Annotated in this window: 15 protein-coding genes; 3 read left to right on the forward strand and 12 right to left on the reverse strand. The window is 46.4% G+C overall.

All coding sequences use genetic code 11. From position 1 onward, the window contains the following. The first annotated feature begins 93 nt into the window (after positions 1 to 93). Positions 94 to 1,395, forward strand: a complete 1,302-nt coding sequence (locus tag ACOSVP_RS09950; protein WP_487347342.1) for a M18 family aminopeptidase — start codon at positions 94 to 96, stop codon at positions 1,393 to 1,395. Positions 1,396 to 1,474: 79 nt separating this feature from the next. Here the strand turns inward: ACOSVP_RS09950 and ACOSVP_RS09955 are convergent, their stop codons facing one another. Beyond that, positions 1,475 to 2,791, reverse strand: a complete 1,317-nt coding sequence (locus ACOSVP_RS09955; protein ID WP_487347343.1) for a TolC family outer membrane protein — start codon at positions 2,789 to 2,791, stop codon at positions 1,475 to 1,477. A gap of 205 nt (positions 2,792 to 2,996) precedes the next feature. Next, a complete protein-coding gene (locus ACOSVP_RS09960) occupies positions 2,997 to 4,250 on the reverse strand; it encodes a hypothetical protein (RefSeq protein ID WP_487347344.1) in 1,254 nt (417 codons plus the stop codon). A 109-nt stretch (positions 4,251 to 4,359) separates the two neighbouring features. Between ACOSVP_RS09960 and xni the strand changes: the two genes are divergently transcribed. Then, positions 4,360 to 5,139: a flap endonuclease Xni gene (gene xni, locus ACOSVP_RS09965; protein ID WP_487347345.1), complete on the forward strand. Its 780-nt coding sequence runs from the start codon at positions 4,360 to 4,362 to the stop codon at positions 5,137 to 5,139. Here the strand turns inward: xni and ACOSVP_RS09970 are convergent. Both ACOSVP_RS09970 and ACOSVP_RS09975 read right to left on the reverse strand, forming a co-directional pair. Then, a complete protein-coding gene (locus ACOSVP_RS09970) occupies positions 5,129 to 5,857 on the reverse strand; it encodes a nitrate- and nitrite sensing domain-containing protein (protein WP_487347346.1) in 729 nt (242 codons plus the stop codon). The two genes, xni and ACOSVP_RS09970, sit on opposite strands and share 11 nt — an antisense overlap. 94 nt (positions 5,858 to 5,951) lie before the next feature. Continuing rightward, on the reverse strand, positions 5,952 to 7,106 hold the full coding sequence (locus ACOSVP_RS09975) for a methyl-accepting chemotaxis protein (RefSeq protein WP_487347347.1): 1,155 nt from the start codon (positions 7,104 to 7,106) through the stop codon (positions 5,952 to 5,954). Between the two features lie 373 nt (positions 7,107 to 7,479). Here ACOSVP_RS09975 and gltX point away from each other — a divergent pair, with 373 nt between their 5' ends. Continuing rightward, positions 7,480 to 8,961 carry a glutamate--tRNA ligase gene (gltX, locus tag ACOSVP_RS09980; protein ID WP_487347348.1) on the forward strand — a complete coding sequence of 494 codons (1,482 nt, stop codon included), beginning with the start codon at positions 7,480 to 7,482 and terminating at the stop codon, positions 8,959 to 8,961. An 80-nt stretch (positions 8,962 to 9,041) separates the two neighbouring features. Here the strand turns inward: gltX and ACOSVP_RS09985 are convergent, their stop codons facing one another. The 8 genes from ACOSVP_RS09985 to ACOSVP_RS10020 all read right to left on the reverse strand — a co-directional run bounded on the left by ACOSVP_RS09985 (position 9,042) and on the right by ACOSVP_RS10020 (position 18,130). Further along, complete coding sequence (locus ACOSVP_RS09985; protein WP_487347349.1) at positions 9,042 to 10,931, reverse strand: methyl-accepting chemotaxis protein; 1,890 nt, start codon at positions 10,929 to 10,931, stop codon at positions 9,042 to 9,044. Between the two features lie 146 nt (positions 10,932 to 11,077). After that, positions 11,078 to 11,392, reverse strand: coding sequence for a DUF3301 domain-containing protein (locus tag ACOSVP_RS09990; RefSeq protein ID WP_487347350.1), 315 nt, complete (start codon positions 11,390 to 11,392; stop codon positions 11,078 to 11,080). A gap of 216 nt (positions 11,393 to 11,608) precedes the next feature. Beyond that, the gene (gene fldB, locus ACOSVP_RS09995; RefSeq protein WP_487347351.1) at positions 11,609 to 12,142 is read right to left on the reverse strand and encodes a flavodoxin FldB; all 534 of its coding nucleotides are present in this window, start codon (positions 12,140 to 12,142) and stop codon (positions 11,609 to 11,611) included. 13 nt (positions 12,143 to 12,155) lie between these two features. Then, positions 12,156 to 13,031: a hypothetical protein gene (locus ACOSVP_RS10000; protein WP_487347352.1), complete on the reverse strand. Its 876-nt coding sequence runs from the start codon at positions 13,029 to 13,031 to the stop codon at positions 12,156 to 12,158. A 94-nt stretch (positions 13,032 to 13,125) separates the two neighbouring features. Continuing rightward, a complete protein-coding gene (locus ACOSVP_RS10005; protein ID WP_487347353.1) occupies positions 13,126 to 14,076 on the reverse strand; it encodes an AEC family transporter in 951 nt (316 codons plus the stop codon). Positions 14,077 to 14,125: 49 nt separating this feature from the next. Next, positions 14,126 to 14,803 carry a response regulator gene (locus tag ACOSVP_RS10010; RefSeq protein WP_055461375.1) on the reverse strand — a complete coding sequence of 226 codons (678 nt, stop codon included), beginning with the start codon at positions 14,801 to 14,803 and terminating at the stop codon, positions 14,126 to 14,128. A 16-nt stretch (positions 14,804 to 14,819) separates the two neighbouring features. Continuing rightward, positions 14,820 to 16,226: an ATP-binding protein gene (locus ACOSVP_RS10015; RefSeq protein WP_487347354.1), complete on the reverse strand. Its 1,407-nt coding sequence runs from the start codon at positions 16,224 to 16,226 to the stop codon at positions 14,820 to 14,822. A gap of 119 nt (positions 16,227 to 16,345) precedes the next feature. After that, positions 16,346 to 18,130, reverse strand: a complete 1,785-nt coding sequence (locus tag ACOSVP_RS10020) for a SulP family inorganic anion transporter (RefSeq protein WP_487347355.1) — start codon at positions 18,128 to 18,130, stop codon at positions 16,346 to 16,348. Between the last annotated feature and the right edge of the window lie 197 nt (positions 18,131 to 18,327).

Genomic DNA, 18,327 nt, shown 5'->3' on the forward strand with positions numbered 1-18,327 from the left:
CTGTGATTGCTAAAATCATATTAGACTCGTATCGACAAGACCAGTCCAGTGGTGAAAAAGTCGTTTTTTATCTTATTGACTCAGCAGGAAAATATGAATCAAGCCAGCTTTAATCATTCTTTATTGTCATTTCTTGATGATTCCCCCACACCTTTTCACGCCGTTGCGACGATGAAGCGTGATCTGCTGGCCGCAGGTTACCAAGCGTTAGATGAACAACAAGAGTGGGTGATCAGCGAAGGTGGCAAATATTTCGTCACCCGTAATGATTCCTCCATCATTGCCTTCACCACGCCAACCCTGGATTTCGCCCATCAGGGTTTTCGCATGATTGGTGCGCACACTGACAGTCCCTGCTTAAAATTGAAGCCCAATGCCCATGTGGAGCGCTTTGGCTATCACCAATTGGGGGTTGAAGTGTACGGCGGTGTGTTGTTGCATACTTGGCTAGACCGCGATCTATCCATTGCTGGTCGCGTCACCTTTAAAACCCAAAGCGGTGAGTTAAAAAGCCGTCTAGTAGACTTTAAAGACCCGATTGCAGTAGTGCCAAACTTGGCGATTCATTTATGCCGTGGTGTGAATACGGATGGTTTTAAAGTGAATCCGCAAGAGGAAATCCTGCCGATTTTATGCGGTGTGGAGCACACCTTTGAATTGGAGAAACTGCTGTCAGAGCAAATTCTGCGTCAACATAACGATGTGACTGTGGAATCTGTGTTGAGCTTTGAATTAAGCCTGTACGACGTGCAAAAAGCCGCGATTACGGGCTTACATGGTGACTACATTAGCGCTGCGCGCTTGGATAACCTATTGAGCTGTTATGTGGGCATGCAAGCCCTATTAAACGCGGATTCAGGTCGACCAACACTCTTGATTTGTACTGATCATGAAGAAGTGGGTAGCTTGTCTTCCTGTGGCGCCAATGGTCCCTTCCTAGAGGACGTGCTACGTCGTCTAACGCCCATTCCAGAGCAATACACGCAAACGGTGCAGCATTCGATGTTGATCTCAGCGGACAATGCTCACGCGATGCATCCGAACTACGCCATCAAGCATGATCAATTGCATGCGCCTTTGATTAACCAAGGGGCGGTGATTAAGGTAAACAATAACCAGCGTTATGCTACCAACAGCGAGACAGCCGCGGTTTATAAAGACATTGCTAACGAACTTGGTTTACCAGCTCAGACCTTCGTCGTGCGCAGTGATATGGCTTGTGGCAGTACCATTGGTCCCATCACCTCAGGTGAGATTGGGGTGGCGACACTAGATATCGGTTTGCCAACGTTCGCGATGCACTCGATCCGTGAGCTAGCGGGCAGTGTCGATGCCTTTAACCTGTACAAAATCCTAGTGGAATTTGCCAAGCGTGAGCAGTTAATTACGAAGTAAAGCCTGCGTCGTAAATGCATACAAAAATGCCCAGCTTAGGCTGGGCATTTTTTATGGCTGCTTGATTAAATCGTGCTGATTAGATCAACCATTGGTTCAAGGCAGCAATGTCCGCTTCATCCAGATCGCCAGTTAGCTGATCTAGAGTGATTTGCTGTAGTACAAAGCTGTAGCGCAGTTGCTCGTAAGTGTTCTTCGCATCGAAGTAAGTCGACTGTGCGTCTAGCAATTCAACGATGTTACGTGTACCCACATCGTAGCCTGCTTGAGTGGCTTCTAAGGCACTTTCAGAAGAAACGATTACTTGCTTCTGAGCTTTCACCTGAGCCGCTAGGGTCTTCAACTGAAGTACCGCACTACGGATGCTTAGCTCAATGTTTTGGATTGAGTTAGCACGTGTTTCTACCGCTGCTTCGGCGCTCGCCGTCGCTTGACGAACCGAGGCATTGATCGCACCACCACTGTACAGTGGGATGTTCACGCCTAGGCCAATCGAAGAAGTATTGGTTACGCCATCTGTACGAGACGAGGTTTCCACCGAGTAGTCGTTGTCCGTACGTGCAAGGGAGCCAGTGATGGCAACCGTTGGAACGCGACCGCTGGCTTTTTGAATGTTGATGTTGTTTTGTGCGGATTCAACCGAAAGATCCAGAATGCGCACGTTTTTGTTCGCTGTCATCGCACGTTGAATCAAGTCGTTCGCATTCAAGTTTGGATCCACTTGAATAGGGAAGTTTTCAGACAAGCGCGGGATGCTTTCGATGCTCTTACCAGTACGCTGGTAAAGCGCTTCTAGTGCAATCGTAAGCTGGGCTTCGGCATTTAGCTCCGTTACTAGGATAGAGTCATAAGCCGCTTGTGCGTCTTGCAAATCGGTAATCGATACTAGGCCGACTTCGTATTGTTTCTTCACACGGTCAAGTTGACCTGCGTAGCTCTTCACTTGTGAGCGAGTGGTATCCAACGTCGCTTGTGCGGTTAGGACCGCAAAGTAATCGTTCAAAGTGTTGAAGATAAGTTGCTCTTGTGCTTGCTCAAATGCTACGCCAGAACTTTTGAAGGTCAGTTCTACCGCGTCAACGCCGTAGTTTAACGCTGGAGAATAGATCGGGTAATCTAGGTTTAGGGCAAGCTGGTTTTGCTTGTTGTTAAACGATTCACCATTGTCTGGGTCGGTATTAGTGTAGCCCAAGTTGCCACTGAAGCTGATGTTTGGATACAGGTTACCACGGGTTACATCAACCTGTTCTTTGTCCGCACGGTACGATGCATTGGCTGCTCGTAGGCTTGGATCGTGTGCTTTGGCTAGATCGTATACTTGACTTAGGGTTTCTGCTTGCGCAACGGGTAGGGTCGCCGCTGTCGCAATAATCGATGCGATGATTTGCTTTTTCATAGGTTCCTTTTCTGCCTCGATATGAAATAAATTTATATTACCTGAGGGTGCAAACACTGAATACTGTCAATTTTGTTATATCTTGTATGACTACTGACCATATCATACCCATTCACAAAAACGACCTGACCTATTGTGTAAATAATTCTATATGGGACCTAGAGCCCGCACCTGAGCTCTAGGTGGTAAAGAGGCATTGAGCGGCTTATCGAGTTTGATCCAGCTCCACGGTATAGCGGATTTGATAAGTGGTGTTCGGGGCAATAGTGCCTTTTAACGCGACACTTTGCGCATCAATTTGTTCAAGCGAACGTAACGACAGCTCTCGAATTGGCGCGTCTAAACGGTGAGTAATGGCGTAGTTTTGCGGCTGTTTTGACAGGTTCTTTAACGTCAGTTCCCAAGTCTGAGTAGCCCCTTGATTACTTTTCGATGCTGTAATCAAAGTAATATCTCCCGTCAAATCCAAGCTGCGGTTCAGCATTACCTCGACTTCCGCGCCTTCACGGGTGTCTTGTAAGGTTACCGGATTACCTTGTAGATAATAGGGCTTTTTATGCCACAGGGTTTGGTACACGCCAGGAATCAAATCTTTTGGGTTGTCAAAACGGATTTGCTGATTAAAACTGAGGTTCAGTTTGGAAGAAGATGGGTAGCTGTATACCGAGCTGACGTTACTGCGACTGCTAATGCGGCTATTGGTTTTACCTAGGTCTACCAAAGTTTGCGATGCAGCGGGTAGAGCCAGTTTATTCAACTCAAGGCTGATTTCACTGTTGTTATATTCTGTCGCAGGGGCACTGCGTTCCATAGACATATCGCTGGCCATGGCGCTTTTCATCATCATCGGCCGAATCACATTAGGATTCTGACTGTAGTGCAGCAGCGCTGAATCAAGGTCGACATCGATGGAAGAGTTATTTTGGATGTTTGCTTGCTGCACCAAGGTAATGTCCTGATCATCGATAATCATGGTCAGCTCTGGTTGCCAAAGAATGTCTGACGTTTGGTAAGTCAGCAGGCCTTGATAATTTAAGCTAGTGCGGCTTTTTGAGGCGGCTAATGTGGGCACCAAATAGAAGTCGCTCAGTGGATAATCGGCTGATACGCGTTTTACACTCAAAGTAAAGTAACGATCATTGACCGCTTCTAGGGTACCTTCTAAGGATAGATCGCGGCTTCTATGCTCAACACGCACGGGTTGACCCAAATGATCGCTCCAATTACGGCGTTCAGTATTGTAAAGCTCTGGTAATTGAAATGGTGCGTAGTTTTTGCCAATCGGAATGATGGAACCAGCCACGGGAGTAAAGCTGAGTTCTGCTGCTTTACTGAGGTTTTCGGTCACTTGGCTGCCATCGCGCTCAATCACGATCGATTCTGGTGCGGCGAGAGTAGACATGGAGGTGAGTAGCAACCCAGTGACAGTGGCACTGGTTAGAATTGTTTTAGTGTCCATAACTTTTCCTCTGTTGAACATGGAATACGTGGGCTTGCAAACTCCCAATTCAATTTGAGAATAACGTAGAATGTATCGCTATATGTAGGACACAAAGTGGAAGGTAGCAGTGCAAAACGGGCTTTTACTCATTGATGGCTTAAACTTGATAAGACGTTTACACGCAGCACTGGACAGTGAAAGCGACGATGTTAGACGTATTGAACGCACCCAGAGTCTCTGTATTGATGCCTTGGCTAAGCTGGTACATCAGTTTGAACCTGATTACATGGCGATTGTGTTTGATTCGCCCGCGAAAACTTGGCGCCATCAGGTGTTTCCAGAATACAAACTTGGCCGAGCGCCGATGGACGACAGCTTGCTCGAGTCCATGTCACGCTTTGCTGAAGTATTTCGTTTTAATGGCTGGCCATGTTTGCGCTTAACCGGTTGGGAGGCGGATGATTTGGTGGCCACTCTGGCCTTTAAAGCGAGCCAGCATAATATTCCTTCCATGATTATCTCCACCGATAAAGGCTATACCCAGCTACTGCAGTACCCGCATATCCTGCAATACGACTATTTTGCTAAGCTTGGCTACGACGCTTTTTGGGTGGAGCAAAAGTACGGTGTAAAACCCAAGTTATTGCCAGATTATTGGGCCTTAGTCGGGGATACCACCAACCATATTCCAGGTGTCAAAGGCATAGGCCCTAAATCCTCGGTCGAGATTTTAAAAGATAAACAGAGCCTTGAAGAGGTGTTTTCGGACTTATCTGTCTATCCAGAAAAGTTCCAGAAATTACTCGATGGACAATTAGAGCATTGCCAGTTTGCTCGTACCATGGTGACGCTTAAATTAGATGTTGAGATAGGCATTCGCCTATCTCAACTACAGCTTAAGCACTGACTTTTCGATGGATGTTTTGGAAGCCTTCTAACATACACTCGTAGAGTTTATCGATCACCTGGGTCGATTCTTTGAACAAATAATCGGGGTCTTGATCACCCAAGTTGGCATTTTCCGTGCCCGAACGAATAATGTTTAAAAAGGCGTTAAGTTGCTGCTGATTGGTTTCGGGAAAGTAATGCTGCAGGGCTGATAAGCGTTCATCAATCCGACTGAGGATATACATGAGTTGCAGCTTTTTATCGGCACTGATTTCATGGCGCGCGGCTACTTGCACGGACAGTCCTCGAATTTGTGCTAGAGACTCGGTCAATTCAGGCAGTGCTTTTACCATTTGGCTGGATAAATTTCTCACTTCGTCGTCTTGGCTAGTGGTTAATGAGAATTTGTCGGCAATTTCCCAAAGGCCGTCTAGAGCGCGGCTGATCAGGGTGGAATGAGCGGCAAAGCTTTGTTCACTGGATTGAAAAGAGCTGTTAAGCAGGTGCTGCCATTTGGCGTTTAGGGATTTTGTGCCCAATTCGTAGGGCAGGTTGGACTGGGCTTGCAGTTGCTCTAATTGGTTAAAACGGTGGTTTAAGTCTGCTTCAAGTAGACTCAGCTTCTGGGCAAACTCATGGTTGCCATTGATGAAGCCACCATGCAAAGCTCGGTGTTGTTGGATTAACTTAATAATCTCCAGCAGTTGTCGTAAGCCATCTAGTCCTCTGATACTCATGGCTCTGGAGGCCTTCATTGCAAAGTAATATCTAGTCGTGGCAATGCCCGATAACAGAATACATAAGGCCACACAGGTTATAATCATCAGCATATTACATCTCCGAAGACGCTAAGCGTGTCGACAGCCACTCTAGGTAGCGCACCATATCTTTAGCGTTTTGACTGTTTTGATTTTGCTTTTCGCTGACATTGGCGATCTCTTGTAAACGCTGGCAAAGGCCGTCATTGGCGGACTGAAATTCAAACACTGTGCTGCGCGATTGTTCCATTTGCTCTTGTGTTTGTTTCGCAGCATCAGCAATCTCTCCCAGCATTGCTTGGGCGCTTTGCAATGAAGTCCGCGCCATATGAGCCTCATTAATCATGGCATCACTATTGCGACTAGACAGGCTAACTTGCTCATTCATGGTTTTTACTAGGCCTGAGATTTCTTGAGTAACAGTTTCGGTATTTGAGGCCAAAGTGCGTACTTCGTTTGCCACGACAGCAAAGCCTCGGCCCGCTTCACCTGCCCGTGCCGACTCAATCGCAGCGTTGAGTGCCAACAAGTTAATTTGTTCGGTAATGTCACCAATACGGGCGACAAAGGCGGAAATGTTGGCGGATGCTTGGGTGAGAGTTTGCATTTGAGTTTGGTTATTCAAAACCGCCTGATTCATTTGCTCGATTTTATCCGCGAGCTCTGACAATGCTTTGGAGCCAGTGTCTGAACGTAGCAAAGTTTGAACGGCCATCTCTGTGGTGGTGCCTAAGCGAGTGGCAATATCATTGATGGTGACACTCATTTCCTCGCTGGTGGAGGCCAGTTCATCTAGCGCAGCGGCTTCTTTCTTAGCACCTTGGGCCACTTCATCGGAAGAACTAAGTAATTCTTTGGCGGTGTATTGGGCTTCGGTGGCACAGCTTTTTAGCAGTTCTTCTTTAACGCCGATGGCGCGTTTTAAGGAATTGATCAGATTGGCAACATGATTAAACTCTCGGTCACTGTGAGACAGATGTAAGTTATTGTCTGAATCAGCGGTTTCGATGGTTAGCACTTCTTCAATGCGAAGTTTGGTCAAGGTGATGTGTGACAGGCTTAGGTAAGTCAGTAACAGCAAACTGCTGCTGAGTATGGGGGTTAGAAAGGGGGAATTGTGTAAGCTGAAAAGGCTGATGAGCCCAATGCTTCCAAGTAAAAGAAACAGGGCTAAGCGAGCGTAATAGGGCAGTACTGAGATCAGTAAGGTTCCTGGTGTTAGTAACATCCGATGGGTCCTCTATGGATTGGCAAAGCGTGTTTTGTTATTAGTGTTTTCAATGATTTAGCAACAATTAGGCCAGAGGGCTGGGTGCGAATGTAAGGCTTCGTTAACGTCTTGGATACTTGATAAAGTCAATAAATATCAATGATATAAAAATATTTTTAGACGCTTGTATCCGATGCTAAGAGGAGAACAGTGGAATCTCAATGTGCACATTGTGTGCAATGCCAGTGCTGGTGGTGATTTGAATTGGTGCACAGCGGGAAAATCTTATTAGTTGCATGCTAACGCAGAAAAGATAGTGAATAGCCCTTACCGATACTGGTTAACAGGCATATAATACGCACCATTATTCACCCGATTAATGAGATAGGATATGTCTGAGGTAAGAACTCGTATTGCGCCTTCTCCAACTGGCGACCCTCACGTTGGTACTGCATACATCGCACTGTTTAACATGGCTTTTGCCAAAAAAATGGGCGGTGAATTTATTCTACGTATCGAAGATACTGACCAAACACGCAGTACCCCAGAATCGGAGAAGATGATCCTTGATGCTCTGCGTTGGTTGGGATTGGAATGGTCTGAAGGTCCAGATGTCGGCGGTCCACACGGCCCATACCGTCAAAGTGAGCGCGGCCACATTTACAAAGATTACGCTCTAGAGCTAGTTGAAAAAGGCCATGCGTTCTACGCTTTTGAAACACCTGAAGAACTAGACCAAATGCGTGCCGAGCAAAAAGAGCAAGGTCTACCGCAGAAATACGACGGCCGTGCCCTAAAGCTTACTCAAGAAGAAGTGCAAGCTAAGCTGGAAGCGGGGGTGCCATACGTTATTCGTATGAAGGTGCCTGAAGAAGGTACCTGTGTGGTACAAGACATGTTGCGTGGCACCATCGAAATCGATTGGGCGCAAATTGACCAGCAAGTTCTGTTAAAAGCAGACGGTCTACCTACTTACCACCTAGCGAACGTAGTCGATGACCATTTAATGGAAATCACTCACGTGATCCGTGGTGAAGAGTGGATCAACTCCGCGCCGAAGCACATTTTGTTGTACCAATACTTCGGTTGGGAAATGCCAACACTGTGCCACATGCCGCTGTTGCGTAACCCAGACAAATCTAAACTGTCTAAGCGTAAGAACCCAACGTCTATTCTGTACTACCAGCGCATGGGCTTCTTGCCAGAAGCAGTGATCAACTACCTAGGCCGTATGGGTTGGTCAATGCCAGATGAGCGTGAAAAGTTTGCCTTGTCTGAAATGATTGAGCACTTTGACATCCAACGTGTTTCCTTGGGCGGTCCAGTATTTGACGTTGAAAAACTGAAATGGCTGAACGGCGTTTGGATTCGTGAAGACCTATCAGTAGCGGATTTTGCACAGAAGTTTGCTGAGTGGGGCTTAAACAGCGAATACGTGAATGCGATCCTTCCATTGATCATTCCACGTATTGATACCTTCTCTGATGTGGCAGACGTCGCTGGTTTCTTCTTCAAAGGTCAACTAAACGTGACCGCTGCGTCTTTTGCTGAGATCAAGATGGAAGAAGAGACGCTACGTAAGGCATTGCAGTTCGCCCTATGGAAACTGGAAGCGCTGCGTTCTTGGGAAAAAGACAAGATCTTCGCTGAAATGAAATCCCTTGCTCAAGCAATGGATATCAAACCAAAAGACTTCTTTGCACCCTTGTTTGTTGCAGTAGCGGGAACGACAGCGTCTGTGTCAGTGTTTGACTCTATGAGCATTCTTGGTCCAGATATGACCCGTGCCCGTCTTCGCCATGCGGTGAATGAAATGGGTGGTCCGTCTAAGAAAGAAGCCAAGCGTTGGGAAAAAGAATTCGCTGAGCTATAAGGTCTGCGATTTAAAAATCTCTAAGCTTTTAGCAAACACAAAAAAACCGGCCAATGGCCGGTTTTTTATGGGGTATCAGATTAGGCTTGAGTGGTGAACACGCTGGTTTTCTTCTCAAGCGTGGAAACCTGGTCATGAATATGACGTGTGTTGCCTTCAATGCTACCGATGTCCGAGCTGTCACGCTGTAATTGCTGGGCAATGCGGTCCATCTCTTCACTCATATGAATCGCAGTTTTCGCGACTTCTTGAATCGAACGCGCCATGTCGACAGACGATGCCGAGCTGGTGCGTGCATTCTGTTCGATCTCACGAATCGCTAATTCCGCTTTTTCACTGTATTCCTCAATCGAGCGAAGGTTTTCTTGGCCACTGCTCATAGTGGAAATAGCGGATTGAGTTGAGCTTTGAATGGTGCCCACGATATCAGTGATCTTGGCCGTGGCGTCCACGGTTTTTTCTGCTAATGAACGGACTTCATCCGCGACTACTGAGAAGCCGCGACCTGCCTCACCGGCACGAGCCGCTTCAATTGCCGCGTTTAGAGCAAGCAAGTTAGTTTGGTTAGCCAAGTCATTGATCATGCCAATCACATTATCAATGTCTTTAGACAGCTGTCCTAGCTCGTTTAGTTGACGCCCCGTTTGGTTCACCACTTCAATGGTTTGTCCTAAGTTAGATAGCGCACCTTTAATGGTATCGGCGCCGACGCGCGCTGACTCGTAGGTATTTTTCGACTGTTCACTGAGTTCTTCAGTGGTGTGAGAAATGCTGCTGATGGTAGTGGAAATCTGTTCGGTTGCCGCTGCAAGAGAGTTAGTTTGTTCGCTCACTGAGCGGTTACTGTCGGCAATATTGACTACTGCGCTATTAAGCTTACTCACCATGTTGCTAACATCGTTGGTGGTGTAGACCACGTCGCCAATCACAGAGCCTAGCCCAGTAGTCATTTCGTTAACAGAGCCACACAGTGCGTCGAACTCGTCATTGCGCTTGTGGTTGATTGACAGGCGAGCGGTCAAATCACCGCTTTTTACCTTACCAAGATCGCGCATGATTTGGCTTAGTGTGGTGTTCACACTGCGGCCGATCCACATCATCATTAGACCGGCAATCACAGCCACAATCACACTCACGACAATTACGCTGACACTGGCTTTTTGAGACTGGCTTGCGGCTTGCTGACGAGCATTGGTGACCGCTTGTTTTAGCAATTTTTGCGTATCGTTAGTGGCCTGATTGTAATTTGCGCGCAGTGAATCAAAGCTCTGTTGTTGAGTAATTAAGCTTGCTACGACGACATCGTACTCTTGTACCTTGCTGTGGTAGCTTTTAATGACATCGGCAAAGCGTTCTTCTAAACCGAAGTTCACCACGCGTTGGTAAAACTTCTCATAACGCTCTTCAAACACGGTTTTATTGGCGGCAGTCGGTTCAAACAAAAAGTTCTTTTCTGCTTCGCGAACCGGCAAAAATTCTTGTTTAACCAGACTCAAAAAGGAAACCTTTTCGACCACGTCTTCACCCACTAGACCAATATCGGCTTTTAAACCTGAGTTCGCGGTAAAGCCAAGGGTTTGGTTAAGAGAGACCAGCTCTAAAAGCGTTGAAGAATATTGTTCCAACAAGCTATTGATATTAGAAAGCGCGGTTTTAATCTCTGCTTGATCAACCGCTTCAAGGTCCTGCTGAATTAAGCTAGAAAAGTCTTCTTGATTCTGATTGAGTTCACTGACAAAAGCTCCATAGGAGTCGTTATTCAAACGATCGAGCTTTTCATACAGTGTCATATTAGAAATGACCAAAGAGGAGAGGTCATTTTGAACTTTGGACATCACTTCAAAGCGTTCAGACGCTGAAGTTTGGGCACTCATACCGTTTAATGCAACAACGGTAACGATGACAAAACCCAATACGCCACACGTCAGTAATACCGATAATTTGGCTCTAAAACTTAGATTCGCCAGCATGTTATTCCACCTATGATTATTTATATTTATAGTTATTTCAGGCAATACCCTGATTGAGCTTAGAGTATTTAACGTAATGTAACTTTTGTAAATAGCTGGGCGAAAAAGGGGGGAATTGTTTTTTATTGTAAGTGAAAGCCTATGCTTTAAAAGGCATGAGGCTCAAAATAGATATGTGTTTGCTGCATACCTAGCATTTCAATTTCCCCTTCATAGCGCCCTTCACCGGTTGAGGTAAAATAAAAACGGTAGCGTCGACGTACCTTTACTTGCCCATTAACAAAGGCTGGGCACCAGTAACTGCCATAGATAGAATCGTCGAGCATTTGTAGTTCCATTTTTTCGCACTGCTGTTTCACTCGCCGCAGTGTGAATTCGCGTACTTTAAAATGCTGCCAGATCAGCAGGACCAGAATAAAGGTAATAAAAATAAGCGTGGTATCGAGAAGTGTGAGATTCATGCTGTGTCATCGTTTGGCTAGATCAGCAAGCTTACAAAAGGATGGAAAAAAAGAAAACACGCTTCCCCAAAAGCAGGAGAGAGAAAGGGGAAGCGCGTTTTATGCAGAAATTAACCTTTGGTTAATCACTATTTGCACGAATTTGGTCATTCGGGGCAGCGAATGAGTGGAAGCCAAACGAGTCGTGTGCAAAGTCGTGAGCCAGTCTATCTAACCTTAGGCGGCTGCCAGTGCCTGCTCTGCATAAAGCTGTATCACCCACTGTTCAACACGTTGATCAGTTAGGTCAAACTGTTGGTCTTCATCGATGGCAAGGCCGATGAATTCCGATTTATCTTCATTCGCGGCGCGCGAGGCTTCAAAGTCGTAGCCTTCTGTTGACCATTGGCCAATAAAGGTAGCGCCAGTATTCAATAGTTTTTCGTGCAACCAGCCCATGGCATCGACGAAATAATCGCCGTAGCCAAATTGATCACCTAGGCCATAAAAGGCGATCACTTTGCCTTCTAGATTAAGTTCAGACAGGGCGTCACCAATGTCTTCCCAGTCACTTTGAATGCCACCAAAATCCCAAGTTGGAATACCAAGAATCAGAAACTCATAATCCAACAGGGTTTGAATGTCTGTGTCTTTTACGTCGTGTAGTTCGACCGTGCTGCCTAACTCAGCGAATTGCTGCTGAATTTTTTGGCCAATCATTTCGGTATTGGATGTATCTGTGCCATAAAACAGGCCGATGCTATTGCTCATAAATTCCTCGAGGTTACTGCATACTGCCAAGCTGGTGGCTCATCACCCCAAAACGCTTTAGGCAGGCTTTTTCAATGTCTTGTTTGCTCCAACCTGTGTCTGCGTTGAGACGAGTGGCCAGAGATTGTCCTGTTTGTGGTTGCGCCAGCGCTTTGCGAAACGCCACTTCAATTTGGTATTCCGCAATGCTCATTCCGGTAATGACGGTAAAGCCCAGTTCTAATGCGGTTTGCGTAAGTCCAACCTTTCGCGCTAGGGCTTCAGTGCTACTGAATTGCTCTGCTTCGATGGCATTTTGGCTGGCATATAATTTTTTCTGGCAGTCATCGCATTGACTGATATGCTGCTGGATTTGTACATGCTCAATGGTTTGCAAAATGATGCTGTACAGCTTGCCAACCAGCGCTAACTGTTTGCCTTCACGCTTGATCAGTTGCTGAAATTCATGACTTAGTGTCGTGGTCAGCGTTAGCGTTAGAGGTGTGCCAGTTTGCTTACTCACATGGCGCATGAAGAAGGCTTGTACCTGTTGCTCGCCCTCGCCGGTGATCGCCGCAAGCTGATCCCAGCTGATGTATAGCTGAGTCCAATTGAATTGTGCTTGTTGCGTGACTTCCCAATCCACCTGCGCGTCTTCGTAAACGGGGAGTACTTGGATAGGCGAGCTATTCTGTGATTTCTCAGGGTTAGCTGTGTTGTTAAACGTTACGTAGACACCGGCGCGGACGCGTTCTTGAATCGTCACTGGCTCGAACACATGCAGCTGTTGTTGGATAAGATGAACGCCAAGCAGAGGCTTTTGTACCTGCTGACGACCGGATAACCAATAGGCGTAGCTTTGGTCGGTCATGCCGTTGGCTTCAAAAAGTTGGCTTGCTTGTACGATCATGAGTAATCATCCGTTCAATCCTGAGAATGATTACTATTTAAAAGCCTTTGATTCTTAAATGCAAGTGCTTCTCATTTAAAAAGTGAAATTATTTTTAAATGAGGTTTAAGCCTCGCAAAATAGTGACACCAAGGCTGGTAGTGAGCAGTGAGAAAAGCGTGGTTAAAACAATGATGTTAGCGGCCAACACAGCATTGCCGTTCATGGCGCGTGCCATAATGTAGCCAGCTGATGCAGACGGAGCAGAGGACAATAAAAACAGTACGCCAAGCTCGATGCCTCTAAAACCAATGAAATAGCCGCCGAAGGTCAGTGCGAAAGGAATCACCACCAGTTTGCCCAGTGTGGCATAAAGTGAAGGTGTGATGTCTTGTTTCAGCTCTTTAAAGCGTAACGAGGCACCGGCACATAAAAGTGCCAACGGTAGTGTCATACGCGCAAAGTAGTTACCGGCCTGGGTGACAATTTCTGGTAGCTGCAGGTTGACCTGATTCGCGATCCAAGCGACGACAATGGCAATAATCAGCGGGTTTTTCGCAATCGCTTTTAGCGAATCGCCGATGCTTTTATTGGCATTCATCGAACGGTTGATGGTGATCACCGCCAGTACGTTGTACAGCACCATGACACCACCTAGGTACATGGAGGCAACGGCAAGGGCTTCATCGCCATAGGCGTTAACACAGTAAGCAAGGCCGATAATGGCCATGTTAGAACGGAAGGCACCTTGAATAACAATGCCGCGATCGCTTCTTTTTTTGATCAGCTTAGCAGCAAGAATTTCAAGGATAAAATAGGTGACTAATGTGGCAAATAGCGCATACAGCATCAACGACAGGTGATTACCTGGATCTGTGCTGCGCTGTGTCATATTGATGAAAATTAAGGCAGGCATGGACACGTTAAAGGTGATCTTAGAGGCAACTTCAACGAAGTTGTCATTGATCATGCCAATTTTTTCTAATACCACACCAACGATAAGCACTAGAAAGATCGGGGCGGTAATGGAGAGTGAAAACTCCACTACGGCTAAAAAGTCGTCCATGAGAACTGCCTAATTTTCAAACAAATATAAAACGTAACGATTAATAAAATTAGTCGTTATTTTCGAAGCGGTAACCTGCACCATAAACCGAATGGATTACGTTAAGCTCTGGTGCAACTGCTGCGATTTTCTTACGTAGCTTCTTGATGTGACTGTCGATAGTACGGTCACTGACTACACGGCTATCGGTATAGATGCTCTTCATGATCAAATCACGGCCAAATACACGGCCTGGTTCTTTGATCAATAGTTGTAGCAATTGGAACTCTACCGTCGTCAGATCGATCAGCTCGCCCTTGTAAGTTGCGCGTAGACGGTCAGCATCAAGGTCGAAGCCATCAGTCTTCGGCGCTTCTGTTTGGTCTAGTTCAACGCGACGTAGGTTTGCTTTCACACGCGCTACGATCTCACGTGGGCTAAATGGTTTACATACGTAATCGTCAGCACCCATCTCTAGACCGATCAGACGGTCAATTTCTTCAGCTTTTGCTGTAACCATGATGATTGGCATACCGCTAAACTGACGAACTTGTTTACATACTTCAACGCCGTCTAGACCAGGAAGCATAAGGTCTAGCAGCATTAGATCAGCTTGGTTGTTTTTTAAGTAATCAATTACCTGATCACCACGATCAATATGGTGGTGTTCGTAACCAGCTTGCTCTAGGTAAGCTGCCATCAACTCAGCTAATTTTGGTTCGTCTTCTACAATCAGTACTTTGCTCATAGTTATCGATTCCATATCAATTTAAAGGGAATTCCACACGTATCCCCAACCCACCAAAAGGAGAGTGGTAAGCGGAAATAGAGCCTTGATGTCCATCGACAATATTCGTACAGATGGCAAGGCCAAGGCCACGCCCGCCAGTCGCACGGTTGCGTGAGTTTTCCACGCGGAAAAATTGTTCAAATATATGTTTAATGTCTTCGTCACTGACACCCGGCGGCGTGTCTTCTAATAAGACCACAGCGGTTTTACCTTCACGGGTCAGGGTCACGGTCAATTTGCCTGGCGCGTTAGTGTATTTCAGTGTGTTATTCATGAGATTGGCAAACAGTTGATGCAATCGGTCATGGTCACCGGTAATGATAATTGGTGCTTTTTTGTCGATTACAAGCTCCAACTCTAAACCGGCTTCGTCATAAGGCAGCTGCATAGAGGAAACGGTCTGCTCAAGAATCTCGTTAAGGCTTGCTTCTTCCATGCGGTAGCTCAAACTGCCCATATCATGCATGGATAGTTGGTTAAGGTCATCAATTAATCGCGCAATGTGCACCACTTCTTGTTGTAGCGAAGCCAGTGAGTTGTCGGTGACCTTGATAATACCGTCTTGCATGGCCTCGATTTCCCCACGCAAGATGGCTACTGGCGTACGCAATTCATGGGCAGTATCCGCAACCCACTTTTTACGTGCGTCACGCATGTGCTCAAGGGTGGACGCTAGGTTGTTAAAGTCGCGACCTAGGTCGGCTAGCTCATCGGTGCCTTTGATCTTGATGCGAGTCTCAAACTCTCCCGCCGCCAGCTGTTTAGTGGCTTGGCGAACGGTGCAAATAGGGCGACTTAACCATTGGGCCAAAGGCCAAGTTAGCAGTGCGGCGATGGTCAGCATAAAGGCCGAAATCAATAGGAAGGCTTCCCCCTGTTGACGTACAAAGCGCAAGGTCTGGTCTTGTACCAGTGCTCGCATAGAGCGTAGCCCCACATAACCTACGAGCTTGTCGTCTACCACCACCGCGTGGGTTTCCGCATCATCAAACTTGATATCGCCAATCAGCGGTAACTTGTCCTTACTGAAGAGTAAGAAGCGCTGACGGTAATATTGCGACGGATAAATCAAATCCAAATTCGGCGTGCTTGGCGGTGGAATAAGGTCGCGGATATTTTCCAGCTTGGCTTGTTGCCATTCTTTTTCTAGACGACTTTCTTGAACCAGAAAATACCAATCATCGTAATAAATATAGAGATTGGCGGTGCGGTTCGCCATCTGTTGCAAAAAGTCGCGGTCACGCTCGGTTGCGTAAGTAACAAAGCCTCGGTCGAAGCTCCATTGGAATACTTGCCACATGGAGACGATCAACAAAATGTTACTCAACACAAACACGAGGAATAACTTGTGTCGGATTTGAAAACCTTTTGCACCAATCATAAAGTACGGATCATCATTGTCATAAGAGTTATATGAAATCTAACCTATCGTTTGATAATAGTATAATGATAACAAGATGGTGACTATTCATTACCTTAGTAAATAATGAGGAGTAACTATTAGTTTCCATCCTTTGATAGCGGTTCCTTGGCAATGAGATCGAAGCCTTTTTGCTTGCGGCTATGACATTCTTTGAATACGTTCTTGTCACATTGAGCACATTGCAACATATCCATGTCCCGTTCAATTTTTTCAATCGCTATGCCTTTGCCTGGGTAAGTATGGCTTGCTCCCACTTTATCCAGCACGCCAAATTGCTTGAGCAATTCTAGTTGCCATAAATAACGAACGACTAGATGTACTTGAGTATTTGACTCGCGACGCTGATCAACTAATTGTTTGAGGAAGTGCGCCCCTTGCATATCGATGGCTGATAAACCGCGACATAAGATGACCCAATGGTCTTTATGGGGTAGGTCATGCTCGATGTTTTGGAATTGCTTCGCCATGTAATCCACGGAACCAAAGTACAGCGGGCCATCCAAGCGGATAAAGTGAATCTGCGGACAGGTTTCCAAATTAAAGTGCATGATGTTATGGAAGTAGCGACCTTCCTCAGTGTCCATGGGTGCGAGGATGCGCACATTAGGTTTGGCGGTTTGGTTTAAAAACAGCGCTAGACTTAGACCCACCCCCACCAAAATACCGAACTCTAAACTGATACCAATGGTGCTGAATAAAGTCACTAAAGCGATGCTGATTTCAGCACGGCTGGTTTTGGCGTAATGAACCAGCTCTTTGAATTCAATTAAACGCCAACCGACCAACATAATGATCCCAGCCATAGCAGGGATGGGCAGATGCGAGAAGAGTGGCGCGATCAGGCTTAAGATCAATAGTAGAAAGACACTTGAAAAAATAATCGCAAGCGGCGTGCGCGCGCCGGCTTCAACGTTAATGCCGCTACGTGTGAATGAGCCTGAACTCATGTAGTTTGAGAATAAACTGCCCACCACGTTGGACATACCTTGACCGATAAACTCGCGGTTAGTATCGATTTCTTGATGGGTTTTTAGGGCTATCGCTTTGGATATAGACGCTGCTTCTAGAAGGCCAATAAGAGCCAATACGACTGCTCCTGGTGCTAATTCTCGTAAGGTGGTTCCAGATAGCTCAATCAGTGCAAACGGCGGAATGGCTTCGTTTAATTCGCCCACCAAGGGCACCCCATGGCTACCTGCTTGCATTAAGTAGCCGAACACACTGCCTGCAATTAATGCCAACAAATAATGGGGCAATTTATTGGATATCTGGCGAATCAAGATGGCTGAAACAATGGTCACGGCACAGATCGCCAAAGAGTATAAATTGACCTGAGAACCCACATGAAGCAATGCATTGATAAAGCTCAGCAGGTTTTCTGGTCGCGGCAGGTCAGCGGTTAAGGCGTGTTGTATTTGGCTTAGCATGATCAAGAATGCGGCCCCGGTAATAAAGCCGACCATCACCGCATGGGAAACGAAGTTGGTCAGGTTGCCAAGTTTCGCAAGCCCTAGCGCCAGCTGTATCAGTCCAGCTAAGAAGGTAATAGCAAGTGCTGCCTGAATAAACTCTGCCGATCCCGGTGCGTATAGCCCCGAAAGTGAGGAGAACAGCAAGGCAGAAATGGCCGTGGCTGGGCCGCATACCATGTGCCATGAGGAACCAAACAAAACGGCGATGATGGGCGCTACCATCGCACTGTAAAAACCGTATTCTGCTGGTAAGCCTGCAATGGCGGCAAAGGCGATGCCCTGTGGAATCGACATGGAGGCACAGGTAATCCCCGCAATGAAATCTGCCTTTACGTTGGAACTATTAACAAAAGTAAGCCAAGGCAGCCATTTATGCAGGGTTTGGGACATCGCGTATCTCCAATGTTAATGTTTACGCAGAATGATTTTTATTAAATGAGTGTTTAATAAAAAATATCATACCACGAATGCTTTGCTAAGATCAGCTGTTACGGAAAGTTTCTTTGTTGGTGCCATTGTAATGTGTTGCATAGCAGAAATGGTGAACTAAACAAGGTAAATGTTCGTGAAAAAGGGTTTAGGGAGTT

The organism is Marinomonas sp. HM11-D, from assembly GCF_057626615.1.